We start from the raw sequence: 26510 nt of genomic DNA, 5'->3' as shown, positions 1-26510 counted from the left end.
GCACCTAGTTAGCGTATATCTATATACTTGGTGCCGATTTTTTTTCTGATGATGTTCTAGTTTACGAAATATGAGAATATTAACTGAGTGTTTTAGTCATTATAAAATCTATTTGTTCTTCATTACCCATATAGAAAGAGTGAGTCCCTGTTTGAACGAAATTCATTTTTTCATAGAATTTAATTGCATTCTCATTTTTTTCCCAAACGCCTAACCAAATCTTCTCTTTATTCTGATTTTTTGCTATGTCTAAAGCCTTATTCATCAGGTATTTACCTAGTCCCCGTTTATGAAATTTCCCCCTGATATAAATCCTCTCGATTTCAAGCGAATCATTACCCATTTTTTCTGATTGGGCATCATTAAAGTTTAGCTTTAAATACCCAGCAACTTCCTTATTCAAAAAAATAAAATAGAATTCCGAACAATTATTTAATAATTCTTTTCCTAATTGTTTCAAATTAAAAGCACGATCTAAGTAAGCTTTCATAATTGCAGGTGAGTTTTGATTCTGAAATGTATCGTTAAATGTTTCAACACTGATTTCTTGGAGCAACCCTAAATCTTCAAACGTACACTTTTTTATATTTATGGTCATTTTTATTTGTCCTCCGTTTACTAAGTCAATAATCTCTTTTGTTTCCTTTTTTGACTAACTCCCAGTCTTTTTCTACATTTTTTCTAACTCTCTGCAGCATGGTGGAAATATGTTCTACTTCACTCTCGGAGAATCCAGAAAATGCGACCATATTGGAATAATCGTTTTCCCTTTTTATGTATGGGTACAAAGTAACCCCTTTCTCTGTAGGAAATAGTTTTTTTATTTTTTTATTTTGATTGTCTTCTTTCTTTTCAATAAATCCATTAATTTCTAATTTCTTAATTGCACGTGAAGCTGTTGTTCGATCTACTTTTATCATCTCAGCTAACTTTTCTTGAATTATTCCTGGGTTTTCACATATTCGAACAAGGTACAAATATTGCCCTTTTGTAAGGTCATGTTCTGCAAATTCTATATTGCTTATTGAATCTAATGCCCTAGCTATCATTCCAATTTCACGTAGGATTTCCTTCATAAATAACTCCTTAGCGCGTATTTTGTTGTAAATGCAATAAATAATATATATTAACTTATCTCATAATTGTTGCATTTGCAATAAAAAATAAATAAATAAAATAGCGAGGTGAGTAAAGTGAAGCGTGACTTCTATGTATTAGAAATTTATAAAACTAACTCTTGGTATTTCACGATTTGAAGCCCTTATAAAAAGACTGGATAGCAAGATGGTTATGTTGCCATCCAGTCTTTTTATTGGGTTATTACCGCACAAATGGTAGTCTCTCGTTATTGAACAGTGTCCGGTAACATTAGCAAATAACTCGATCTGGCCAAAGTCTGCATTTCGTATTTCATTAATTCAGTTTCGAGTGACGTATTTTTTGAAGTTTTTTACTTTAATAACTTTAACACTTTTTGATAAAAGCTTCTTGTCGCTGACGATCCAGGTGTGATCTTTGGAGTTTTTTCTACGAATTGCAGCGAAGTTATACTTATTACCTGCGTAAATCTTAAAGCCATGAGCTGCGCAATCAGCACAAAATTTAACGCATTCACCTCTGTTCCGATTTGGAAAAGAAATCTGATCGAACACCTTGCGTTTAATGAGTAGGGTCGCACCTTGAACATTGGTTACATATTTATTCTCCATTCGGAGGTAACGAAGCAAAAGTAACTTCTTATCATTCAAATACATATAGTGAGCCCGTTTTCCAACGATATCTGCTTTAGTCTTATGGAGTATTTGCATGCTATCAGTTAAATAGTTGGAAGCGTAATAATCGTCATCATCAAATTTTGCAATATAACTATAATTCGCTAATTGCACACCAAAATTCAAACAATAACCGAGAGAATGATGTTCCGGTACTTTAAAAACCCACACATTCTTATGTTTTTTTGCAGCAGCTGTATAGTCATCTATCTTCAAACTATCATTATTTATGATTACGATAAGTTCTTTAAGATTAAAATTTTGTCGTCGATAGTTATCAAACAGTGTATTTATACAGTCAGCTCGTTTCGTACAGGTCAGAATAGATACAGCAGATATAGTGGAATCTGTAGCCCGTTTCATAATTTGATCTTTGGACTGCGTACAACAAATGCTTTGTAATTTTTAATATTACGGATGATCTTATGGTTTGCTATTAAAGTGCTATCACTGATGATCCATGTGTGCTTTGAAGAGTTTTTTCTACGGATGGCTACGAAGTTATTCTTACTCGCAGAATAAACCTTATAACCTTTCTTTCTGCTTCTGCTGCAAAAAAGATCATCTTCACCCACGTTTTTATTAGGGAATTTCACATGATCGAATACTTTACGTTTGAAGACGAGTGTAGCGCCTGGGAGATGGGAAACTGTTCGATGTTCGTCATGTGCAAAACGAAGGATTAAAGTCTTTGAACCACTTAAATACATATAGTGAGCCCGCTTTCCAAGAATATCAGCATTTGTTCTATTTAATGTCTGAATACTTTCTGTCAAATAATGAGGGGCATAATAATCGTCGTCATCGAATTTGGCGATGGTATGATATTTGCATTTTGTGACGGCATAGTTTAAGCATGAACCTAGAGTTTGATGTTCTGGTTTACGAAATATCTTTATGTTTTTGTGATTTTTAGCTAACTGTTGGTAGGGGGAAAGTGGAATTGCATTGTTATTGATAATTATGATGAGTTCTTTTTGGGCATATCGTTGTCTGTTGTAATTTTGGAGTAGGTTGTTTAAATAATTTTGACGATTTGTACAGGTAATAATAGAAACACCTTTCATCTAACCAACCCCTCAGATGCTTTTTTTGGAAAAAGTCTCATAATACGATATGTCCAAGTTAGAATAGAGTAACGGCATATTAACCTCAGGGATGCAAATATGGATTTTTATAAAGAACATAAAACCCACAGTCTTGGTAGTGCTCGTATTACCTTAGAAGCCATCTGCATATTATACGATTACGGGGTGATTAACTAACTCACTCACTCACAGGAGAGTATGAACTTATTGCCGAATTACAATTAAAGAAGTTATCGATATTTAGTAGTGATTGGAGGGAATATGAAAAAAAAAGATTGGATTAAAGTACTTTTGCATCCAAAGTAAAGAAGCTTATAGCGGAGTCGAAGAATCAAGATTCATAAAGACAAAGAAACAGATCCGGATATTTTGATTCTGGATTAACCGACGAATGGACTCGATCCTGTGGGGATCGAAGAAACGCGGGGATTTTTATTGGAGATTAATCGCGAACGGAATACTACAATCGTGCTTTCAATATGTTCAAAGGTTGATCACACACTTAGTATTTTAAGTGTTGATATTGAAGCGGAATAGGGGGCACCAACGTCACCTCCCCGAACAGTCTAATCTTCATGTGGTGACGGATTATGGCTCTACACGTTCACCCCTCGCCGTATTGAACTACCGTCCTAATTGTTGAAGGCACCTAAATTTTTTTCGCCCTACTTATGGTACGGAGAACCGTATCATAAGTAAGCACAAAGTCGTTGTTTATAGAAGCGTCAAAGAACAATTCAATGTCCTTGACGCTTTTTTCGTCTGGATTATTTCCAAGGTTAACAGTGATTTTGTATATGATAGAGTGAAGCAAGTCTTTTTGTTAGGCCAGCGACTTGAAAATAAAATGTAAGCGCTAACGTTAAAGACCAATATTCCAAAATATAGTACAATATACTAAGTTTATATCGAATGTAAGAACCGGTTTTATAGATACTTAGAAGGGATGAGGATTCATTGCAACAGAAATTACATGAGCCGACATGGTCACGACTTGGCTTTTCTTACCCACCTGAAGAGGATGCAGGTAAAGATATTGGTATTGTAATAATTGATACGATAAGACCTCATAATACAATTCGTCATTTGGGTTCACGCATTAAATATATCTCAGTACATAATGATTTATCAGTAGAGTGTCGAGAAATTGCCTTTGAAGAGCCTAATGATTCGGATGGTGACAAAGGTGAGCATGGACTAATGGCTGTACTTGCATTATCCCATGAGCCTTTTGAATTTAAAGGAATAAAATATACAGGTTTATCACCTGGATCAAATTTTATAGTTCTCAATCATCTAGCTTTTAAAGAGGGTGAAGGAGAACGCTTAAAACGTGGTATAGATTATATTCTTGAACGAAGTCAAGAATGGAACATAAAAATAATTCTAAGTATGGGTTGGAACGCATTGGATAATTCAGTTTTGTTAAAAAACACAAGTGAGAACTCTACAGTTCAGGCACTGGCTTCAGCTGTTAAGAGTGGAATCCTTGTAATTTGTGCTAACGGTAATACAAGGTTAGAAAACATAATGCCCCCCATAGAATACTTAGCAGTTGGTGGCTATAATGATCATGGATCTGCAAAAATAGATGTTCATTCTACTTATCCAGATGAGCCTTGGGGAAGAAATGGCGATGGACATATTAGACCAGATGTTTTAGCGCCAAGAGTTTACTTGCCAATTCCTTATTGTGAAACACTGGAGAAACCTAATGAATTATCGTATTTTTGGGGGACTTCTGGGGCATCTACGCTTGTAACAGGGGTATGCGCATATTTACTTTCTAAATACCCGAATCTCCAGATAGACACATTACGAAATGCGTTAGTTGATTTTGGAATCCCTTTTGTTGGCTATGATAACCTAGCACCAAGGGTTAATGTTTCGAATGTAATTGAAGCACTTAACGATGGCTACCAAAAAAGCGGTGTTCCACACCATCCTTCCCCAATAGATGTTCAAAATCCTTCCATGTCAATTATTTCGAATGATCCCATAGAGAGAGGACTAGCCTTCTCAATATTGGTTAAACAAGAACGATGTAGTCGTGAAGAGTTATGGAGATTTGCACATGATGATTCACCTGTGGTAAGAAAAATCGCTATTTGGGCTTTGCAAAAACCCAAAGATGCTAATGAGCGTAAGATATATTGGGAAAATTTAAGTAAAGAGAAAGAAGGTGGGGTGCGTGGTTGGTATGCGTATGGATTATTACAAGATGCAACGAAAAATGAGATAGACCTCTGGATTCCATGGACTACAGATTTAAATTGGACTGTTCGTTGGTGTATTAATGGATATTTAGATAAGTTTCCAGAATTTCCTGAATTAGAAAAAACCCATGACCCAGATTCAATTCTTGACAAGGCGTTGCCGATTTATGAATGGTATGAAAAATATAAAATGGATATTGAATAGCAAGGTTAAATAAGAAATCACTCCATTATTAGGAGTGGTTTTGTCTTTAAATACATATGTATACCCTACGATAAATGATACTTTGTGCTTAGATACTATACGGTGAACCGTATCATAAGTGACGGCGAAAAATTGTGTTGAGGAAAATTGGAGAGTATTGTAGGGATTGTGGAATAGTTCGACAGAGGTTGTCCCAAAGTCATAAAATGTGAACTGCACCCCGTCAAGTAGACAACACAATAAATAAAAGTAGTTTAAGCGGCCTTAGTCCTAAATTCAATGGGACTGAGGCCGTTTAGTTTTGCCTGTAACCGTTCGTTATTGTAAAAGTGAATGTAGGTATCAATATCCGTTTGGAGTTCTTCAAAGGTCTGGTAGGTATGTAAGTAGTACTTCTCACATTTCAATGTTCCCCAGAAGGATTCCATCGGCCCATTGTCAATGCAGCAGCCTACTCGGGACATGCTTTGCTTCAGTTGTGCATCGTCCAGCATCTTCTTAAAATGCAGAGAGGTATACTGGAAACCACGGTCGCTATGGAGTAAGGATCGGCTCTCCGGCGCTGCCTGCAAAGCAAATTCCAGCGTGTTAAAAACTAGCGAATTATTATTGGAATGTCCCAGAACGTAAGCAACAATGGACTTGTCATACAGATCTTTTATTGCACTTAAATACGCCTTCTTGCCGTTGCTATATTTGAATTCTGTTACATCCGTTACCCATTTTTGGTTTGGAGCTTCCGCCTTAAAATTACGGTTCAGCACATTCTCTGCGACCTGCTGAGGCGTTGAGCCTACATACTTCTTTCTCTTTCTGCGGATGACAGACTGGATGCCTTGGCGTTCATGAGCCGGTACACTCGCTTTGCGTTAATAGATTTGTTCATTTGTCTGCGCAAATGCAGGGTCAATTGACGATACCCAAAGATTCGTTCCACCTTCTCATACAAGAGGAGCATTGCCTCTGTCAGTTTCTCGTTGTCATCCTCTCGGGAACTGGGTTTGCGATTCAACCATTTGTAGTAACTTGATCGTGAAATCCCTCCGATGTCACACAAAAGCCGAATGGAGCAAGACTGCTCCTGCTGAACGGCCTGAATAGCCAGGTAGATGTTCTCCTGGCGAATGTTTCTTAACGTCTCCTCCTTTCGAGTTCCTCTAACTTTTTTAGAAAAGCATTCTCCGCACGCAGGCGTGCATTCTCGTATTCCAGCTTTTGCATCGCGAGTTTGTGGCGATCTGCTTCCGTAAGTTTTTCAGGCGCTTTAGTGCGTCCTCTGCCGTTTCGTAACGCCTCTTCACCGCCTGCTTTGTACTTCTTTACCCAGCTATATACTTGTTGGTAAGACACGTGAAAATGGCTTGCCGCCTTCGTGTAGTCTTCTCCGTTCGAAAGGCAGTGCAGCACGATATCTATCCGTTCCTGCCAAGTGGTTACGCGTCCTTTGGTCATAGCTTTAGATCCTCCTGAATGAGCTGTTAAGCTGTTGCTATGACCATTATACTTCCTAATCCAGTTGGCAAGTTGGGTTGAACTTGCAATCTTATACTTGCAGATGATTTGGTTTTGTGACAATCCTCCCTCGAGATAATCCTTAACGGCATGGAGTTTAAGTTCTGCGGAATACGTACGGTTGTAGCTTCGAACTTCTAGCCCTTCGTACCCATACAATTGATAACGTTGCCGCCACTTCACTGCAGAGGTTTTGGATGATCCATACTTTCTGGCCGCAGCTTTCAAACCAATGTCGCCCCGTTCAATTTCTTGGAGAATCGTTAATTTTTCGACTGCCGTATACTTCTTTTTCTTTTGATTCATAAAAATGCTCCCCATACAGCGACAGGTTTTTTATTATTTCGCCTGACTACTATATGGGGATCATATCACTGTCATAAAATGAAGGAGGGACAACCTCTGTCTTATATTAATGTTGGAGCGGAGCACGCAGAGAAGGAACTGGAGATTGTGCTGAACGGACAAGGTTATATCTCTCTCTTGTAAAGGTCATTTTCAAAATTCAGGTGAAAAGTAGGAAGACTCAGGACAAATGATCACTATAATGGAAATAAGAGACATACTTAGATACAATCTATAGGATATAAATAAGAATTAGTCTGAATAAGAAAGCGATTAGAGGAGGCCATCTCGTGGGAAGATCATTCGCAAATTTGCATATCAAGTCGAACAACCTTGAGAAGACTGTCGAAGCATTAAGAGAGCTAAGCGAAGGGCATGCCACAGTATTAGGCAAGCCAAATACTGAGGCTCAAGAGTTCAATGTTGTCATGTACGTAAGCAAAAGCAACGAGTACTGGATCAGCGTGCTCCATGATTATTTTGTATGGGGTACGGTGAAGAAGATCGGCAAAACGCTGTCTCGGCTTATCGAGGAGCCAGTGATGACCGCCGGATATATAAATGAGGAAATATTCGAGTTGTCGTTGTTCGAGAATGGAGATATTGAGGCCGAAAGAATCTTTTGTGAACAGTGGACGAGGGATGAATATGAACAACTTAAAGAAGAGCGTCTTAACGATGACTATTTGCAGAAAGCGTTGGATATCCGCAATGAGGATTTTGACGACTTCATTAGCATTACGAGTCCGGCACAAGCCGTAGATAAGCTGTCAGAACTCGTAAGAATGTCATTATGGAGCGATTGGGAGTGGATCCCGCACGAAGAAACTCTCAAGGAACGATTTGCGAAATATGAATTTTGAAAATACATGAGCAAATGGCTAAGGTCATCTGAGATGACACTTTAGAACATGGCGGTGAGAGAAAAGAAATGGATAGATTAAAGAACAGCGGATTTTATAAACTTAGATTCTTCATAAGGCCGGAAGAGTTTGAAAGCGTTTTGAAGCTTTTTGAACATAAGCAAGCGCAATTTTATCTAACCAATTATGCCCAGACAGAGCATGACCAGAATCAGGTGTATGAGGCGTATCAGTCATTTTATCATTATTTTACGGCAGAGGAAAAAAGGAATGATGGTCACCCATTCTTTGTTTATTCCATTTCTGTTGCGTCTGATAATGAAGGCTCCGGATTTTTTGCGAGAAATGAAGGTGTCCATTTTCCCTATTACGGACAATGGGCAGAGGATGAATTGCCGTGTATCTTGCTTTCATTTCCTAAAGGCTTTCAAATGGATTTGGAAGATGAAAACGGGAAGTATTATATCTATGAGGATATCAGGGATCATAAGCCGTTAACATATAAGTTTTTCGATGAAATAAAAGACTCTATTAATAAAATGACAAAGCCGCTTCGCTTCTCGGCGCATGACGCAGATGCTATGAAGGAGCAAAAGCCTTCTGTGCGTATAAGCCATGATGCGATTCACGAATTGAGCAAATCGTGGATTTTCAGTAAATACGGGCTTGTGATCAATGGCAAAAAAGGAGGATTAATGGATGCGGAAAATATGGAAAAAAAGAATTTTGATCAATAATCCTGCCCTGCTGGACCGGGATCTGATCGAGCGGGATTTGCACGACGGTAACCAAGTGATTATTCAATTTTCTCACCCGGATTTTTATGGCTCCATATTGGAAGAAGTGGATGAGCTTTGCGCGCGCTGGAATGAGGATTTCGGAGTACGTTTCTACGCCCACTATTCGCTGTCTTTTGATTGTCATACTCTCTTGCGGATTCCTCATGTGAAAATGCTGCACCTCGATAGTCTCACCCAGGCACATAACACTGAAGCATTGGCGAAGCTGGATCACCTGCGCAGTTTGAGCATAGGCATATACGAGCTGGAGAATTCGGAAATTCTGGGGATTGATACGTTGCACTCTCTAAATAAATTAAACATTATCTCGGATAAAAAGACCCTCAACCTGCAATATTTTAGAGAGTTCTCTGATCTGGAGGAATTGCATGTAGGGGGTAAGGTTAAAAACCTTGATGCTATAGGTTATCTGGAGAACTTGAATTATCTCGCGCTGCATTCGATCAGCAAACTGCCGTTACATTGTATTAACCGGCTGAGGAAGCTGGAGCACCTTCGCATTTTGCTTGGAGGCCGGGAGCACATTCATGAAATTGAAGAGAATACAATCGAGAACCTGGAGATTACTAGAGTCCGCGGCTTCCATGACCTGACCAATATTACAGCCTTTCAAGCGCTGAAGAGACTTGTTATTGAGGATCAAATCCAACTGAAGGAAATCAGCTTTAACCAGGAAATGAAGGCACTGGAGGAACTTTCTATTAGGAATTGTAAAGGCTTAACCCGTTTGACGGGAATGGAGCAACTACCTTTGCTGCACACGCTTCGTATTCTCAAGACGGCAATCGATTTTGATTCCTTTATCCATCAGAAACTTCCGAATTCTTTATCTTCAGTGGAGTTTGCAACTTTCAAAAGTAAAGCAGACCGGGAAATACAACAAACTTTAGCAAAATTGGGTTTTCAATAAAAGGTAGGATCGTTCAGTTAACAGGAGGAGTATTTATGTACATCGTATCTCAGCCAAAACCGCTATCTGACGGCCAAAACCAAGCACTTGCGAAGGAAGACGTTACTGTTTATCCACAGGGCTACCTCCGGTTTTTGCGGCGATTCGGTGAAGGGACTTACAGAGGGTGGTTGAATGTTCAGCTTCCCGATGCGGAGGTGCTTAAACCTTTTGCCGAGTACGGATTATGGGAGCATGACGAAAACAGCCCCATTAGTGAGCAACAGATCGGCGAGTGTATCGTTATAGGTACAACGGTGGACGGTGATTTTCTGGCAGTACATCCCCAGACAGCTAGGCTGCTCTGGCTACCTCGGCATGCGGAGCACGTAAAGGCGATTTCCCTGCAGGCACGGGAGCAGGAAGACGAAGGGATGTACGCCTTGGTGCTGGATGAAATATATCGTCAGGTGTATGGCATCAGCCAAGGGGAGAGCATCTACTATGAACCGTGGACGGGCACTCGGAGCCATCTCTTTTTGCGTTTGCCACAAGGACAGGATCAGCTTACGCTGCCTGAACTGGCCGACTTATGCCAAAACGAATTTCCGCCGGATTTGTCCATTGAGAATGCCTATGCTTGTTTCCTGTTCTACCGGCAGCTGGGCGGCTATGTACGATTGAATTATGCCTACCAGCAAGAGGTGGCTGTCTTCTATGAACAGGATGCGGGGCAGGCGTTTGAAGTTATGGAGCAGTGGCTCTTGTCGAAAGGCTGCGAAGCGATCTCAGAAAATAACAGATGATCCGGATACTCCTTAAGTGTGGGAGAGGGAGGTATGTATGAAACTAGTTTTTACTTTGGATACACATGGAACGTGTGTGGGTCAATTGAGAGATGAGCTGCTGCCCTTAGAGGAATTAGCAAATACATGGAAGTTTCCCTATGATATCTTTTTTGTATTGCGTGTTTTACCTGAAAGTTATGGTCGAACAACATCCAGACGTTTTGATAGCAGGGATCATACCCTCGAATTAGATATCAGCATAAGTTATGAACAGTACCAACGGATGTCCAAGCATGAGCAACGTGAGGTATTAGGCAGTCACCTTTGTAACTATTTGTCAGAGTCAGTCGCTAAATATAATAAGCATGCAGATAAGGAAACTCAAAATCAACTACTGGATCTCGTGAAAAAATGGATGCTTGAAAACAATTGGCTAAATGGAAAGCTAAATCAAGCACGGAAACTACTTTCGCAAGACATGGGTCTTTATGAAGTCAGCCAAAAATTGCAGATGCCATTAGAAGAGATTGAGTATATCCTTCTCCGTATGAATGACTATGAGCCAACTGACGTTCATCCTGATAACATTGTAGCAGGAAAAGCGCCGCCATATCATTTGTAGAAGATTGGATAGATATCCAAAACTTACAATAAACCCATGTATAAGGAGAGGGGATCGAACTTATGTATGAGCGTTTGGCAGAAAAACTGAAAACGACCTCCGCTTTAAAATGGTTTCCTGGCCATGGTGCGGAAGAAAGCTGGATAGCAGAAGCTGAAGAGGAATTAGGATTCTGCCTGCCGCCATCTTATCGCTGGTGGCTGGTTCATTACGGTAATGCCCGGTTGGGAGACGGCAATATTCTAGCGATCGCAGCTCCGGAACATAGAGAGTATTACGACGGCGACCTTCTTTACATACATAGACTGAATAAAGCCGAGAAATGGTGGGTAGGTCGGTTTCCCCACAGACTGGACTTGTTCGTGCCGGATAGCGACGAGCTTTATTTTTTTGATACGTCTACTAGAGATAAACAGGGGGAATTTCCGATCATGTGTTATGATCTCATGAATGATTTGATCGACAAGTATGCTTCAACGTTTGCGGAATTTCTAGAACGGCTGATTGACGAGCGTTCTTAAATAACCTGAGCTGATCGACTAATGGAAAGGAGGACCATTATCATGAAGCCGATGCAAGAAATAGAGACGCTGGCGATAGAAATCGCCGCTGCTGCCAGAAAGTCATTTCGTGCTCTTTTTGAAAATGGCGAACATTATTATTACTGTACGCTACATACTACTGGCGAGGGACATGCGCCTAGCATCTCTGCCTGGTCGTGGGAAGCTTTGGAGATGGAATCGACCAGACAAGGAGACGAAAGTGACACACCGGGATCGACGATTGCTGAACTCATCAAATGGTCCTATGCCGATTCACCCTATTGTTGTTTCGGGGATGAGAACTTCGATCACGTTAAACAACGATTCATCGAGCGTCCTTTCATTGCGGATCTTGAGAATGACGAAGGGAATCGCGAGTTTGATTTGAGGCTGAAGGCCATGGAGCTGGCAATGAAAATGCTTGATGATGAAGGCATGTTTGCCATGAATCAGCTGCGAGAGTCAGTATGTGTCCTTGTCGAAGTCATGCCGCCGGATGAGATCAATACCGAAATCGCCCTACGTTTGAATCGGGCGGAATCACCGGTTATGCAAGCATGGTTGACGGAAGCGGCGGAGTAGAAACGTTAGTCTCCCGTACTTAGGAATCTTGCCACTTTAGTCGCGAGTAGTTCAATCAGTTGCTGCCACCAGTGAAAGCCGGCAGTCTTCACAACTATCTAGCCCACTCCTAGTAAGGTGTAATTAGTATATATTTTGCGACTGATCGGAAATCTAAAGCTGATTCTGAAGCCTGAATCTTGTGCTCTGATAGTTAGTAAAAAACGGGAGCGTATTAATCCGCGAATTAAATTGTTCAGTCTTGTCGTATTACCTGAATTAATTGCGGCAGTGACACGTGTTGCAAATGGAATATCAGTCGCCAACCTGAGGTATAAGGGAAGAATAGCTTGTACTACTACGAGATGTTCTCCCACTTTATACTTACTTTGAGCGGGGTCAAGAAAAAAACCGTTGACGTATAGTCGATCCCGCATAGGTGTACGAAAGCCGAAACTGTACCCTGATCCCAATTCTGCAATTGGGGCATGGCTTACCTTTTGAAACAGTCTTTCCATCTGCACAAAATCAATCGTATTCACCGCTTGTACCCATGCAGCTGAGTATGCTGGATTGCGCACGATTTCGCGATAGAAGGGCAGCACATTTCGTATCGTTCGTCTTAAAATTGCAGGTGTTATAAATTCGTTTTGCTGTTTGCGAACGGGGAGTTGACGTTTTCTTTTCTTATTCAATATGCTTCCCTCCTTGAAAATTCACTTATCTGCAACATATGCTTTACCGGAAAGGTACGTTTGGACATTTCATCGAAAAAGCACTCCAGGCTTTCGGGATTTAGATTTACTGCTAGAACGATAAGAAAATTACTTAGCAAGAAATGACGCGGCTGCCGGTAGGAACGGTTTAGTCGCGTTTTTTTGTGTGCTGCAGCTTGCATGGAAATGATCGATATTCTCTCCCGAAATGTAGGTATACAAGGATGAAATCTGTTTTATTTTTCAATGCTCGGATATCCGCTATCATCTTCATTTGCTCCTTGACAACGAAGATTGTAATGCGTGAAGTGCGAGCAGTAATCGTTCCTTGCTACAAGTTGCTGTCTCAAAAATAAGGTTTTTACTTATGAGCCGGCAAACATCATGAAATGAAAAATCATGAAATACGAGGATCCATTCTTGCCGTGCCTTCCATAAGGTAACATACATAGAATGCAATGGAAGAGCGATAAGGAGGGGGACGGCATGGTTTCGAGAAAACGACTTATGGCATTTATTCAGAATGCGGAAAAGGCATGGGAGAAAGTAGTCTTTTCGTATGATCTAAACAGTCCACCGATTCGAATCGGTGATTTTGATTACTACAGACTTCCCTTGCGATTCTCGACCCGAATCAAAATTTTTCGGTATTATCGCCAATTTTGGAACAATGTGTACGCAAATCGCATGATCTGCTCCGCAGGTTTTAAAAACATTCGAGGACGTCTTTACTCTCCTGATGCAGATACGGGGGGATTGCCTAGCAGAGTGTTGGGTTTAAAAATTATAAAACAGACAAGCACAAATATAATAGTTGATGCTATTCTAGGTATTCCAGGCGACTCAATCGCTGATGGGGAAACTATTCGTTATTTCATCTTGCGCAACCCATCCACCCAAGTACTTACGATCAATTTACGCAGAAGCCGATATGCCGATTACCGTTACGATCCATGCAAAAAAAAGAGTAGGATACTAAGAAGGAAAAAATGAAATAGCGCCTGTTATATAGGGAGATAAATTATTCATTGAAAAAACTGATTGCAGAAAGAAGAGCTAGAGCTTTTATATTGAGATGGATAGTAGCCAAATCGGTAAAATGAATTATTGAACTAACAGAAAACGTTACTTCAATAAAACAGCGACAGCCTAGGACTTTTTTCTCGTCCTGTGCTATCGCTGTTTTAATTTCTAGGTTCAGTGTAATATTTTACTTTCTGCTGACAACTGTATGATTCAGTGTGAACCCCTTGTCATTAACTCCCTATCCCTTTAGCGAGCCGGACGTGATGCCGTTAATGATATATTTTTGCATGAAAATGTAGAACAGAATGAGTGGTGCGACCGCTAGGAGCATCATCGGGAAGAAATTCGTCCAGTCGGTCGAGAATTGCCCAATATTGCGGAACACTTCTAAGAGTAATACACCCTTTGAACGGGATTGCAAGAACAAGAGCGGTGTCATGAAATCATTCCAGACTCCCAGCGTATTCACGATCGCTACAGTGGCAATCACCGGCATAAGCAGCGGGAACACAATCTGCAAGAAAGTTCTCCACACCCCACAGCCGTCTACTTTTGCTGCTTCTTCCAGTTCAAATGGAACGGTAGAACCGATAAAGCTTTTAATTAAAAAGATAGAGAGCGGGAGGCTGTAACAAATTTCTATAAGAATAACACCCGTGTGGGAATTCATAAGTCCAAGCTGGGATACTTGTTTATAAAGTGCCAAGATCCCCATTTGGTACGGTACCATCATTCCAACCATGAATAAAAGGAACACGAGGCGATTGAAGCGGTTCGTATGTCGTACCAAGCTGTAAGCAGCCATCGCAGAAAACATAACAATACCCGCGACGGAGGAAATCGTAATGAGAAGGTTATTTCCTAACACATGGAAGTAGTTCATTGCTTTAAAGGCGCGAACGTAGTTGTCGAATGTGATATTAATTGGAAGGCCCATCGGACTAGAGACTGCATCAGCTGGGGTTTTAAAAGTCGTGATAATCAAATAGTAAATAGGGATCAAAAAAATCGCGGCTATGACGATCAAGAGAATTTCAGTAACGGCAGACCCTTTAGTATATCGATTCATATTACCGCCGCTCCCACATTTTGATTAGTGTAAAGTGAAGAAAGGTGATGAAGCCAACGAGGATCACGAAGACGATTCCGAATGCGGCTCCGTAGCTATAGAAACCTTCACTGAGCCCTTTTTTGATCATGAGTGATACGATCGTTTCAGTAGAATACCCCGGGCCACCTCCAGTCAAGGCATAAACAATATCAAATACCTTCATACCGTTTATCATCCCCATAACCGTATTGAAGGTGATCGCTGGAAGCAGTAGAGGAAGCGTGATATAACGGAACAATTGCCACCCGTTCGCTCTGTCGATCTTCGCCGCTTCATAATAATCTGTTGAGATGCTCTGTAAGTTGGCCAAATAAATAACCATTGTGTAACCCACCCACTGCCATACGGAGGCGATAATGACTGAGTAGAGCGCAAGACGCGGATCTCCGAGAAAATTGATGCGTTCGAAGCCAAGAGCAACTACTAGTTGATTAATCAAGCCGAAGTCGGAAGGTGAGTACATAAAATTCCAGAGAAAACCGATAACCAATACGCTGAACACCGCAGGAAGGAAGAACGCAGCCCGCAGCAGATTTTTTGTTTTTAATTTTTTATTGAGAAATACCGCTAATGGAATGGCTAGCAAATTCTGTCCGAGCATCGCGAGTACTGCATAGATTAATGTGTTGCTAATCCCTGTTAAATAGAGGGAATCTTTAAATAGAGCGATATAATTGTTTAATCCAACATACTTGACAACAACGGGATGTACGTCTGACCAGTTCGTAAAGCTGTATACAGCGGTCTTTAACGTCGGATATATGAAAAAGGTACAATAAATAAGTAAGGCAGGAAGCAGAAGCAGAACATAATTGATTTCTCGTTTGAAAATGTTTGGTTTGTTCATATGCAACAACCTTTAGCTTATAGGATGTACAAGGAGCAAATCGCTTTGCCCCTTGTAATTTATACGACCTATTTAGATTTCTCCAACAGTTCAACTGCTTTTTTGTCTACCGCTTCTAGCACTTGTCGAGGCGTTTTAGTACCTGCTATGATTTCTTGAATACCTTTTCCTAGATCTGAGAAAGCAGGGCCAGCAACGCCCCAATTATTAACAGGGTACATGACATTGCCCGCCTTGAAAGCTTCTTGAGCACCGTTGTACTCTGCTGGCATTTCAAAAGTAACCCCTTTCAAAAAAGAGGAACCTCCTTTATTATCGACCCAGTAAGCATTCTGACCTTCTGGTGTAGATAACAGGTCAAGCACCTTGTACGCTGCATCCTTGACTTTGGACTTCGCATTCAAACCAAACGATACCCCTGGACCACCGACCATCCAACCCGGGCCACCTTTTGTACCCAGGTTCGGGAACATATCAATCTTCATGTCAGGCGCCTTTTGCTTAAAGGTTTCCATATACCAAGGTCCTGCTTGGAACATAGCTGCCTTGCCACTTGTAAACTCATCAATCGCTTGTTCTTCTTCAAGCCCAAGCATATCTTTGGTGAAGACACCACGTTTCAAGTATTCGGTCCATGTCGTCAAAGCAGGCTCCAGGGCATCGACCATTTTTGAGTTTCCTTTACCAAAATCATCGTTCCATTTTTTTCCTTCGGTTGTGCCGATAAATTCATTAAGTGCTAAACCAAGGAAGGACTGGCCTGCTACGTTAGGATTTTTTAGACCGATTGCTTGCGGTTTAATTCCATTTTTCTTAAGTACTTCAGCTACTTGGAAATACTCATCAAGCGTTGTTGGTACTTTTAGGTCATATTTGGCAAATAGATCAACATTATAGTAAACCCCGTTAAACCAACTAGCTTGCGGCAATCCGTACAGTTTATTATCAAATGTCGCGGTGGACGTGCCGGTTTCATAATACTTGTTAGCATAACGTTCTGTTAAATCTTCGAAATATCCTGTCTTGACGGTATTTGCGTCGATTACTCCACCGATAATGTCAGGACCTTCGCCTGCTGCAAGCTGGGTCTTGATGACATCTACGTAAGTCTTGTTATCGATGAACTGATACTCCACATCTATATCGGGAAGTTTATCTTTGAATAATTGCAGAAGTGCCTTTACACTGTCTTCTTTGTTCCAATATGATAATCTAACCTTCACTTTTTTTACCGGTTCGGGAGCCTTTGATTCTTTCGGCGCCGCCGTATCATTTGGTGTTGCACTTTCCTTTGTGCTGCTGTTGTTCGTACTGTTGGAACTGCAGCCTGTTATGAGGATTGACAAGGCGAGTAAAGCAGTAGTGGGAATTAACCACGTTCTCTTCATACAAAGACCTCCCAAATTTAAAATTTGTTTTGCGGTATAGATTTCATTGTAATGTAAATACCATTTCCATCGAAATAACAGATTTTTGCGAAATCTAACAGAATCCATCTGACAATAGAAACCAAATCATGTGGTTAATGTAACATGGTATGAATTGGAATGCCTAGTGTGCTATGCTTTGGTTTGTAGTGAGTATCCTCTGGAAGCGAGTAAATACCGCCCGATGAACGGTTAGGAGGAAAATATGTATCATATTCTAGTAGTCGATGATCAACAAGCCGAAATCGATGCTATTGAATGGCTTATTCAGAAGCATGCTCTACCCTTTTCTGTTGCTCAGGCCAACGATGGGGAAGTAGCGCTGGAATATATTAGGGGCCATCATGTAGATCTGTTATTCACGGATATTCGCATGCCATTCATGGACGGTTTAGAGTTAATCAAGCAGGCAAAGATAGTCATTCCGGACCTTAAGGTGCTTATTTACAGTGCTTATGGGGAATTTGAATATGCACAAAAAGCGATTCAACTTGGAACGGTTAGTTATATGTTGAAGCCAATCGATGTGAAGGAATTCCTCAAAGTATTCCAATCCATAATCGCTATACTAGAGGACGAACGACTTCAGAGAGAGAAGGACGAGTTGCTGATCAAAGGTTTTCATAAAGGAGTGGCGTATGAGAAACAAAAGCTCCTGTTTGATCTCATTCAAGGTCGGGAAAGTGACGTCCATTACGAGGAACGGGCAGCTTTTGCTGGACTAAATCATCTGGAAAATAAGCGGATGTATATGATTATGATTGGATTGCAAAATCACTTTTTTGATCAACATCATACAGAAGCGTTTGAATTTCTTCAATCGACTAGTAAACATGAGATGCTTTTATTACATATCAATGAATACCAAAGCATCATGCTCGTCGTAATTGATCCCGCTTCAAAGAACAGCGATAACGGGCAAGAGCTTATGACTTATGGAGAAAAGGTTAAAGAATGGCTGGAGACTCGCTTCGACCGGCGATGTTTAATTATTGTCGGTAGTCCAGTAGATAAGCTAGAGGGACTTCATGACGAGTTCACCCAAATGGAAGAGTTAATGAATTTTCGGTTTTTTATGGATAGAAGTGTCGTTTGTTCCAAAGATGCCGAAAGCATTCATGACCATATAGACGACGAATCGTTAGAGCTTATGCTTAAGGAGATTTATACTTCCATTGCACGAAATGAATATCGTACACTCGAGCATCAAGTAGAGTATCTCATTGCGAGTATGCGAAATAGTAAGCGCTTTAGTTCTATGTATGCCAAACTTTTATTTACAGAAATATTGAAAAAAGTAGTAGAGCTTCAAGGCAAAAAAAGCAGCAGTTTACTAAAGGAAGGTTTGGAGCGAATCGCACTTTGCAATTCAATTGCTGAGTTGAGGCAAGTCATTTTATCCGTTTTTCAGGAACATTTGCTGCAAATTAAAACGAATACAGATGATCAATGCCGCAAAGTAATTGAAGATGTACAGATACTCATCCAGATGGAGTACGGAAATGATATTGGGGTTGACTATTTAGCTAATCGTGTCTTTTTATCGCCAAGTTATTTAAGTTTCCTCTTTAAAAAAAGTACAGGTCAAAGCCTAATCAAATATATTACAGCTGTACGTATGGAGCGAGCGAAGGAGCTACTGCGAGATTCAACGATTAAAGTTGTTGATATTGCCAGTACAGTTGGATTTGCGAATACTTCCTATTTTAATTTAATGTTTAAGCAGCATAACGGCATGACTCCTATTCAATATCGGGAGGGTGGCGGAAGAAGATGAGTCTGCTCAAATTTATTCGTAATATCCGCCTGCGCCAGAAATTATTGCTTTCATATGTGATTGTTATCTTCCTGCCAACGATTGTACTGGGCTTGTATGCCTATCAAAGTTCCAAAGCTTCATTGAAAAGCCAGGTTCAGCAAAGCGCGGATAACGAGGCGAGGAAGCTGGCGTTAGAAATTAGTTACCGTCTTCTGAGACAGGATGTATCCATGAAATCGATTGTATTTCATCCTGCGCTTCTTGATTTGATGAGTAATCCAGATCAGGATTTGTACGCTCAATTTAAGACGTTGAATGATAAAATTGAACCTATTTTTTTTAATTTAATGTATATGGTTGGGGATATGACTGAGATTATGTTGTATTCTGAGAATCGGCAATCCGAATTAGGAAACTTCATTACGCCTTCTTCAGCAGTTAAGGATAAGGATTGGTATGAAGCGACAAAGAGCAGCGAGTCAACGAAGTGGTGGTTCGAGGATGGAGAATTGTTTGCCACTCGAGTGATTCGCGATATCGATCTTCAAATCGTGAGCGCTGAACTTTACGTCCGGTTTGATTACAATAAAATCTTCGGTGATTTCATTGGCAAGATGAATGAAGGTAGGGGCATCATTATTACCGATCAAAAGAATCAGCCGGTGTTAACAGAGCATGCCCCGCAGATGGATGATGTTCAGCTTCAATCCCTTTCAAGGAGTGGTACTTCAAAAGCAAGCTTAGGTGGCGAATCCTACCTAGTTATAAACAAAGATATTCCGCAAACCGATTGGGTCCTGCATTATTTGGTTTCCGATGATCAATACAATACAGGCATTCGCAATATTTTAAGCGCCACGGGTATCATTGTACTCATCTGTATGGTTTTCCTCAGTATTATTATCTTCTTGTTCTCTGAGACGCTGTTAAGAGGAATCGAGAAATTAAACACCAAAATGAAGATGGTGGAAGATGGTGATCTTACAGTTGTTGTTTCCACGAATTCCAAAGATGAAATCGGGCAGCTTACCGATCGATTCGGTTCTATGCTTAAACAAATAAATCAACTCATTTCGGAAGTATATCAAACAAAGGTCACGCAAAAGTCGGCCGAACTCAAAGCGCTGCAAGCTCAGATCAATCCTCACTTTCTATATAATTCTTTATCTTTAATTAATTCCAAAGCGCTGCGAATCGATGCTCAAGAAATTAGTGACTTGGTAAATAACCTTTCTAGTTATTACAGAACGACTTTAAATAAAGGGAAGCAAATTATTGCGATTCAAGATGAATGGACTAACGTTCAAGCATACATACATATTCAATTAGCTATGCACAATTCAAGATTTGACGTAGAATTCGATGCCGACGACAAGGTATTTCAATTTGAAATGATTCATTTGATTTTACAGCCGATTGTTGAAAATGCGATTATGCATGGCATCGATCTGAAGCGGGAGGGGCGAGGTAAACTCATCCTGCGGGCAAGTCTTGACGGTGAGGATATTGTTTTTGTCGTGGAGGATAATGGCGTCGGTATGGAACCGTATATGATCGCACGTATTCTTGAACATGAAAGTTCCGGCTATGGGATTAAAAATGTGCAAGAAAGATTACAGCTCTTATTTGGATCCCAGTACGGGATCAATATTCATAGTCAACCTGGGATTGGCACTTCCGTTATCGTACGCATACCGCAGTATCGTCACATCAGAGAAGAAGATTCATGATCACATAAGGGCCAATGCTCATAAAAGCATGGCCCTTTTTTTGTTTACAATCGAAATCTGTTAGATTTCAAAAAATACTCTTATTTAGCAAGACTTCAATTGAGATTATAATGCATAATGTGAGCGCTTTAAATGTGTTCTAAAATTAAATGAATATGAAAGGATGGTTGATCTATGTTCAAACGGACAATGTATACAATGATCTGTTTCATGATTCTAGTAAGTACATTTTTCCAGGGCAATGCGCCTAGTGTCCATGCTGAAAGTAACAACCTGGACGTGTGGGTGGAAAATGCATTGAAAGCCGTATATAGGACCAGCACGATTCCCGCAAATGCTGGAAACAGCATTGATCTTGTTTCAGCCAAAAACGAATACGAAAGTGAGCAAATTGCTGTAAGAGGCACAAGCGATTTTAAGATTACAGAAATTGAATTTTCCGATCTTGTATCTCCTGGAAATACGATCTCAAACAGCAACTTAAGCTATCATTTTGAAGAATACATGCTTGAGGATACCGTGCAGCCCAATCAATATCGACCGGATTTGGTAGGCACGCAAATCTACCCCTTATCCGAAATTCCCGACCCGCTTTCGAATGATACCTCTATAAATGTAGCAGCAAATTCAACTCAGCCCATCTTAATTACGAATTATGTCCCTGCCGATGCTGTTCCTGGCCTCTATTTCGGTATAGTTACGGTGAAATCAACTTTGGGCGATTATCAAGTACCTATTAACGTTGAAGTTGCTAACGCTGCAATCCCTCCAACCTATGAGGCTAATTTCGTTAATTATCAATGGTCGATGACGAATGGTTTTATGATTGGAGGTAATCCACCTGAGATTGTAGATGATCCTTTAACTCAGTCTAGTTATGACGTTGGCGAGAACTATTATGGAGTGGAGACGTATAGCGATGAGTGGTTTGAGCTTATGGATAATTTCGCCAAGACCATGACCGACTATCGCCAGAACATGATTTGGGTTCGTACAGACTTATTATTAAATGAAAAGGGTACAAAAATGGTGTCTTTTAAAGACGGGATACCGGAGAATATCGACTGGTCTTTGTTCGATCGATATGTTCAAACCTTTATGGATCGAGGAATTACTCATTTTGCGAACATACACTTGATCCATGCGTTAGAACAAATGCCACAAAGTGAGAGACCAAACAATAATAATCCACAAGATCCGTGGAAAACGTCGGTACCTGAATTCGATTCACTACCTGTTACAGACGCTTATCTTACGAACTACTTGACAGCATTGCACGATCATTTAGAGGAAAAAGGTTGGCTTAATGGTATTACTTGGTATCAGCATACTAAGGACGAACCTAACGGTTCGAGCATTACAAACTATATGACCTATATCGCTAGAAAAATAAAAGAGGTCGTTCCGGATTTCAAGACTTTGGATGCTGATGCGGCCGGTACTCTAATGAACGATACAATCAAACCTTATGTGGATGTGTGGGTCCCGTTAACCCCAGTTTTCGAGGACAAGAAAAGTCTCTATAAAGCGGAGCAGGCGGCAGGCAAAGACTTATGGGTGTATACTTGCGATGCGAATCCGGCTCCGTGGTTGAACAGATTCTGGACGCAGCCCATATTGACTGGCAGACTGTTATTCTGGAATCTTAGTCAAGAAGGTGTACAAGGACACTTACATTGGGGATGGAACGTATGGTATGTCCCTCATTATGGAGATTCTACGATCGTATATCCAGACAAGGAACATATGACGGTTAAGAGCTCACTGCGTTACGAGGCCCAAAGAGACGGACTTGAGGAATACGAACTGATGCACCAACTCAAGCAAACCAATCCTGGGCTTGCAAAACGTATAGTAGATAGCGCTGTTAACCCGTCTGATCCGAGAAAATATACCCTGGATAATGAATATATCAGCAAGCTTCATGATTATCTGGTTAAAGCGGCGGCCGGAGAAACATTGGGTGAAATTCCTGTGCCAACTAGTCCCTACGATGGGCAGGCTGTACCTATGACTTACATGACCGATAACGCGACCGGTGAGATCACTTTTGATGGTGAATGGTTTGCAAAAAGCCGGAAATACGCTTATATGGGAGGCGTTCAAGGCACGTTAAAAGCGGATGATGAATTGACCTATACTTTTACAGGGGCTGGCATCGATCTTATCGCGGAGAAAAATGAAGGCTCTGGTAAAATTTCCGTATCCATCGACGATTCCGCGCCAGTAATTATAGACCTATATGAAAAAGTTCAACTCGATTCGATATCGGTATACAGCAATCATAACTTGTCAGCAGGCAAGCATACGATCAAGGTAGTGAATCTGGAGAACAAAAACCTATTCGTTGACGGCTTCAGAGTAAGCATGTATGAAGGACAGGAGCTCTATGACGGAACGCTGCAAAGTTTGGAAATGACTAACATGCCGTCGGTTATTTTTAATAAAAACAATATCAATTACCAGGCCATTATTCCGAGCGATGTAGATGTGATCACGATTACGCCAACACTTACGGATGCAAATGGCACCCTGGAAATCAACGGGTTACCTTACCGCAGCGGTGAGAGGCTTACATTCAACATCCCTACTGGCAAAAGTAAGATCCTTATTCGCTCTACCGCAAGTGATGGGGAAACCTCGAGAATGTATACTTTAAACTTTCTCAAAGGCAATGTAAATCAACCGACCACCAATATTGCGAGAAGTTATTCAGCGATTACAGCAACAGCTGATAGGGGAGGCAGCAGTGGCTATGGTGTGGCTAATATGGTTGATGGAAGTTACGGTTCCATGTTTGCTAGTATAAGCGGGTATACGAGCATTGTGCCATTCCCACATGAGATCAATCTGACTTGGACTCAACAAAAGACCTTTAATACGATGGTCATGGCCACGCCATCAGGCTTATTACAGGGGATAACGGATATTGATATTGAGGCTACATCAGATGGAACGAATTGGACCACCTTTGCAAAGAGGGTACCGATTCAATGGTTTAGCAGCACAGACGACAACAAGATGGAATACGCATATGCGAATATCCCTACAGTTAATGACGCACTGAAGCTGAGAATACGGGTCAATGACGCTAACAATACGTATTGGGGCATATACGCGCTATATGAGCTTGAGCTTTATAATCTTCCAGACAACGGAGAGATTTCCCCTACAGCAGACGGAACGCTTAGTAATTTAACAATCCCTAATGTTCCTACTTTTACATTTGACAATAGTACGATGACCTACTCAGTAATGATCCCGAATGATCTAAACTCCATCGAGATAACGCCAACACTTTCGGACGGAGCGGGTACCTTGCAGGTCAACGGAAAGACTGTCGCCAATAACACAGCGCAGACTTTTGACATTCCATTTGGAAAAAGCGTAATTCATATCAGGTCCACTGCAAGCGACGGGACAACTACAAAGCTCTACACGTTAAATTTTCTCAAAGGAAATGAGGATGGGCTAGGTACCAATATTGCCAGAAGCTATTCTGAGATTACAGCAACGGCAGAACGTGAAGGCGAGGACTATAGTGCCAAAAAAATGGTTGACGGTATTATTTATACCATGTTCGCGAGTTCGCGAGGCTACAATACCGAACATCCGTTTCCGCATGAGATTAATCTTACTTGGGAACAACCGCAAACCTTTAACACCATCGTCATGGCTACGACATCTGGTTTAATTCAGGGTATTTCCAATATCGATGTTCAGGCTTCTACAGACGGAATAAACTTTGAAACCATAGCACAGGGGGTACCCATCCAATGGAAAAGCAGCAAAGATGACGGCGTTATGGAGCATACCTTTGCCAATATTCCTGAAGTACGAGATGCGCTTAAGCTCAGAATAAAGATCAACGATGCGAACTATACGACATGGGGTATGTACGCTATGTATGAGCTTGAGCTCTATAATCTCGCGGAGAACGGAGAAATTGGCGAGAGCAGTAATACGATTACGGCGAGCGCGGGGGACAACGGAACGATCAGTCCAAACGGCGCCGTTGTAGTCAATGAGGGTGATGATCAAACCTTTACCTTCAATCCGAACAATGGATACGAAGTCGACGAGGTATTGTTAGACGGTACCGCCGTGTCGGTGACCGGAAGCGTGTATACGGTTACTAACATAACCGCCGACCATACGATCAATGTTACGTTTAAGCAAAAAGAGACAGGTGGCGAGAACAGTAAGACGATCACGGCGAGTGCGGGGGAAAATGGAACGATCAGTCCGAACGGCGCCGTTGTAGTCAATGAGGGTAATGATCAAACCTTTACATTTAATCCGAATAATGGATACGAAGTCGACGAGGTACTGTTAGACGGTACCGCCGTGTCGGTGACCGAAAACGTGTATACGGTTACTAACATAACTGCCGATCATATGATCAATGTTACATTTAAGCAAAAGGTGACAGGTGGCGAAAATAGTAATCCTCCGACGAGTGGTGAGAAAAGTAGTATTCCTTCTACCGGTGGTACAGTCAATGGGAATACCGATGCTCATACACTTGTAGTGAAATCGGAGGACCTTACCACTCCAGCCTCCAACGGAGTCGTGACGATTGTTGCCAAAGATAAAGAGAAAATTGTACTTCCTGCCAATGCAGCCGAACTGCTTGGACTACATCCATTAGTCATTCAAACGGGTTCATTCACATTGGAGGTCCCTGCTGAATTACTTAAACAGTTGACGGATAAATACTCCGCAGAAGCTAAACGAGACAGTACGATAGAGTTAATCATGACTCTCTTATCCAAATCTGATGCTAACAACCTTCTAGCGATAAGGCAGTCTTCCACGCATGCAAATATTAAAATTTCCGGCAATGTGATCAATTTTAGCTTATCGATTGTCGGAAAAGATGGTAAAGTGACAAGCTTGAACAGCTTCGATAAACCGATGACGATTCGATTTAAAGCGGATCCTTCCTTAAATCCGAATCTGACTGGCATTTACTATTTGGCAGACAACGGTACGCTGGAATATGTGCGAGGCACGTTTATACACGGAGAATGGGTGGCCGATATTCACCATTTCAGTAAATATGCGGTGCTCGAATTCAAGAAATTATTTACCGATGTTAAGTCCACTCACTGGGCGGCCGATGCGATCGAACAGCTAGCAGCGAAGCAATTTATTGAAGGCACTAGCGCGGCAATGTTCGAGCCAGAGCGTTCTATAACACGGGCCGAATTTACGGCGATGCTTGTCAAAGCGTTGAACCTGACATCAGTGGGCGAATCGAAATTTACGGATGTATCGAAGGGTGCCTGGTACGAGGGAGCTGTTTCCATGGCGGTCAAAGCAGGCATTATTAAAGGAATTAGCACAACGTCTTTCAATCCCGATGCTAGCATCAAACGCGAAGAAATAGTCACTATGCTGATGCGGGCGTATGTTATCTTGAAAGACGTCGAGTTGAACGGAAAAACGGCTTCTTCCTTTACCGACGAATCCGCTGTGGCAATCTGGGCGCTTGAGTCAGTAAGAGCGGCGGCGGCACTTCATTTAATTAACGGTCGAGAAGCAAACAAATTCGTTCCGAGCGGGATCACTTCCCGTGCAGAAGCAGCAGCTTTGCTCAATAGAGTTATACACTAGCCGGGTAAACCCCCAATTTCTATATTTGGGGTTTACAATTAATAATTTTACTTTGATGTGACGCGGAGAACC

The 26510-nt window shown here is 41.2% G+C and carries 23 protein-coding genes; 12 read left to right on the top strand and 11 right to left on the bottom strand.

Annotated features, from left to right (window positions below; genetic code table 11):
- Window positions 1–79: 79 nt before the first annotated feature.
- The 4 genes from NST34_RS19435 to NST34_RS19420 form a co-directional block, all read right to left on the bottom strand.
- Window positions 80–598 carry a GNAT family N-acetyltransferase gene (locus NST34_RS19435; RefSeq protein WP_341128598.1) on the bottom strand — a complete coding sequence of 173 codons (519 nt, stop codon included), beginning with the start codon at window positions 596–598 and terminating at the stop codon, window positions 80–82.
- Between the two features lie 25 nt (window positions 599–623).
- The gene (locus tag NST34_RS19430) at window positions 624–1076 is read right to left on the bottom strand and encodes a MarR family winged helix-turn-helix transcriptional regulator (RefSeq protein ID WP_341128597.1); all 453 of its coding nucleotides are present in this window, start codon (window positions 1074–1076) and stop codon (window positions 624–626) included.
- A 342-nt stretch (window positions 1077–1418) separates the two neighbouring features.
- A complete protein-coding gene (locus NST34_RS19425; RefSeq protein ID WP_042189343.1) occupies window positions 1419–2135 on the bottom strand; it encodes a glycosyltransferase in 717 nt (238 codons plus the stop codon).
- Window positions 2132–2839 carry a glycosyltransferase gene (locus tag NST34_RS19420; protein WP_341128596.1) on the bottom strand — a complete coding sequence of 236 codons (708 nt, stop codon included), beginning with the start codon at window positions 2837–2839 and terminating at the stop codon, window positions 2132–2134. The genes NST34_RS19425 and NST34_RS19420 overlap by 4 nt, the downstream gene beginning before the upstream one ends.
- Window positions 2840–3817: 978 nt before the next feature.
- On the opposite strand from NST34_RS19420, the gene NST34_RS19415 reads away from it, so the two are divergent.
- Window positions 3818–5281 (top strand): S8 family serine peptidase, encoded by a 1464-nt coding sequence (locus NST34_RS19415; protein WP_341128595.1) that lies wholly within the window; start codon window positions 3818–3820, stop codon window positions 5279–5281.
- Between the two features lie 254 nt (window positions 5282–5535).
- On the opposite strand, the gene NST34_RS19410 is transcribed toward NST34_RS19415, so the two are convergent.
- The 3 genes from NST34_RS19410 to NST34_RS19400 form a co-directional block, all read right to left on the bottom strand.
- Complete coding sequence (locus NST34_RS19410; RefSeq protein ID WP_341129573.1) at window positions 5536–6102, bottom strand: IS3 family transposase; 567 nt, start codon at window positions 6100–6102, stop codon at window positions 5536–5538.
- Window positions 6075–6293, bottom strand: a complete 219-nt coding sequence (locus NST34_RS19405) for an IS3 family transposase (RefSeq protein ID WP_341128594.1) — start codon at window positions 6291–6293, stop codon at window positions 6075–6077. The genes NST34_RS19410 and NST34_RS19405 overlap by 28 nt, the downstream gene beginning before the upstream one ends.
- Before the next feature lie 119 nt (window positions 6294–6412).
- On the bottom strand, window positions 6413–7099 hold the full coding sequence (locus tag NST34_RS19400) for a helix-turn-helix domain-containing protein (protein ID WP_341128593.1): 687 nt from the start codon (window positions 7097–7099) through the stop codon (window positions 6413–6415).
- 329 nt (window positions 7100–7428) lie between these two features.
- On the opposite strand from NST34_RS19400, the gene NST34_RS19395 reads away from it, so the two are divergent.
- The 7 genes from NST34_RS19395 to NST34_RS19365 all read left to right on the top strand — a co-directional run bounded on the left by NST34_RS19395 (window position 7429) and on the right by NST34_RS19365 (window position 12224).
- On the top strand, window positions 7429–8001 hold the full coding sequence (locus NST34_RS19395) for a hypothetical protein (RefSeq protein WP_341128592.1): 573 nt from the start codon (window positions 7429–7431) through the stop codon (window positions 7999–8001).
- A gap of 68 nt (window positions 8002–8069) precedes the next feature.
- A complete protein-coding gene (locus tag NST34_RS19390; RefSeq protein ID WP_341128591.1) occupies window positions 8070–8738 on the top strand; it encodes a hypothetical protein in 669 nt (222 codons plus the stop codon).
- Window positions 8701–9711, top strand: coding sequence for a hypothetical protein (locus tag NST34_RS19385; RefSeq protein ID WP_341128590.1), 1011 nt, complete (start codon window positions 8701–8703; stop codon window positions 9709–9711). Before NST34_RS19390 ends, NST34_RS19385 begins: the two co-directional genes overlap by 38 nt.
- Window positions 9712–9746: 35 nt before the next feature.
- Window positions 9747–10496 carry a hypothetical protein gene (locus tag NST34_RS19380; protein WP_149646061.1) on the top strand — a complete coding sequence of 250 codons (750 nt, stop codon included), beginning with the start codon at window positions 9747–9749 and terminating at the stop codon, window positions 10494–10496.
- A gap of 37 nt (window positions 10497–10533) precedes the next feature.
- A complete protein-coding gene (locus NST34_RS19375; RefSeq protein WP_076300596.1) occupies window positions 10534–11100 on the top strand; it encodes a hypothetical protein in 567 nt (188 codons plus the stop codon).
- Window positions 11101–11162: 62 nt separating this feature from the next.
- The gene (locus NST34_RS19370; protein WP_340970737.1) at window positions 11163–11621 is read left to right on the top strand and encodes an SMI1/KNR4 family protein; all 459 of its coding nucleotides are present in this window, start codon (window positions 11163–11165) and stop codon (window positions 11619–11621) included.
- Between the two features lie 21 nt (window positions 11622–11642).
- The gene (locus NST34_RS19365; RefSeq protein ID WP_256721748.1) at window positions 11643–12224 is read left to right on the top strand and encodes a DUF4303 domain-containing protein; all 582 of its coding nucleotides are present in this window, start codon (window positions 11643–11645) and stop codon (window positions 12222–12224) included.
- Window positions 12225–12322: 98 nt separating this feature from the next.
- Here NST34_RS19365 and NST34_RS19360 read toward each other — a convergent pair whose 3' ends face one another.
- Window positions 12323–12898 carry a hypothetical protein gene (locus NST34_RS19360; RefSeq protein WP_076286227.1) on the bottom strand — a complete coding sequence of 192 codons (576 nt, stop codon included), beginning with the start codon at window positions 12896–12898 and terminating at the stop codon, window positions 12323–12325.
- A 507-nt stretch (window positions 12899–13405) separates the two neighbouring features.
- Between NST34_RS19360 and NST34_RS19355 the strand changes: the two genes are divergently transcribed.
- Window positions 13406–13912, top strand: coding sequence for a DL-endopeptidase inhibitor IseA family protein (locus NST34_RS19355; protein ID WP_042189324.1), 507 nt, complete (start codon window positions 13406–13408; stop codon window positions 13910–13912).
- Between the two features lie 271 nt (window positions 13913–14183).
- Here NST34_RS19355 and NST34_RS19350 read toward each other — a convergent pair whose 3' ends face one another.
- From NST34_RS19350 to NST34_RS19340, 3 genes are all read right to left on the bottom strand, one after another.
- Window positions 14184–15014, bottom strand: a complete 831-nt coding sequence (locus NST34_RS19350) for a carbohydrate ABC transporter permease (protein ID WP_149646055.1) — start codon at window positions 15012–15014, stop codon at window positions 14184–14186.
- Between the two features lies 1 nt (window position 15015).
- Window positions 15016–15903, bottom strand: a complete 888-nt coding sequence (locus tag NST34_RS19345; RefSeq protein ID WP_076286224.1) for a carbohydrate ABC transporter permease — start codon at window positions 15901–15903, stop codon at window positions 15016–15018.
- A 68-nt stretch (window positions 15904–15971) separates the two neighbouring features.
- Complete coding sequence (locus tag NST34_RS19340; RefSeq protein WP_341128589.1) at window positions 15972–17291, bottom strand: ABC transporter substrate-binding protein; 1320 nt, start codon at window positions 17289–17291, stop codon at window positions 15972–15974.
- 244 nt (window positions 17292–17535) lie between these two features.
- Here NST34_RS19340 and NST34_RS19335 point away from each other — a divergent pair, with 244 nt between their 5' ends.
- The 3 genes from NST34_RS19335 (at window position 17536) to NST34_RS19325 (ending at window position 26438) form a co-directional block, all read left to right on the top strand.
- Entirely contained in the window at window positions 17536–19107 is a 1572-nt protein-coding gene (locus NST34_RS19335; protein ID WP_341128588.1) for a response regulator transcription factor, read from the top strand.
- Window positions 19104–20819 carry a cache domain-containing sensor histidine kinase gene (locus NST34_RS19330; RefSeq protein ID WP_341128587.1) on the top strand — a complete coding sequence of 572 codons (1716 nt, stop codon included), beginning with the start codon at window positions 19104–19106 and terminating at the stop codon, window positions 20817–20819. The genes NST34_RS19335 and NST34_RS19330 overlap by 4 nt, the downstream gene beginning before the upstream one ends.
- A gap of 174 nt (window positions 20820–20993) precedes the next feature.
- Window positions 20994–26438 (top strand): glycoside hydrolase domain-containing protein, encoded by a 5445-nt coding sequence (locus NST34_RS19325; protein ID WP_341128586.1) that lies wholly within the window; start codon window positions 20994–20996, stop codon window positions 26436–26438.
- Window positions 26439–26510: the final 72 nt, after the last annotated feature.

Origin of the sequence: Paenibacillus sp. FSL H7-0714, assembly GCF_038003765.1 — a bacterium.
Taxonomy (GTDB): domain Bacteria; phylum Bacillota; class Bacilli; order Paenibacillales; family Paenibacillaceae; genus Paenibacillus_AQ.
Note: the sequence above shows the minus strand (reverse complement) of the source record. Positions and strands in the feature narration are given on the sequence as shown.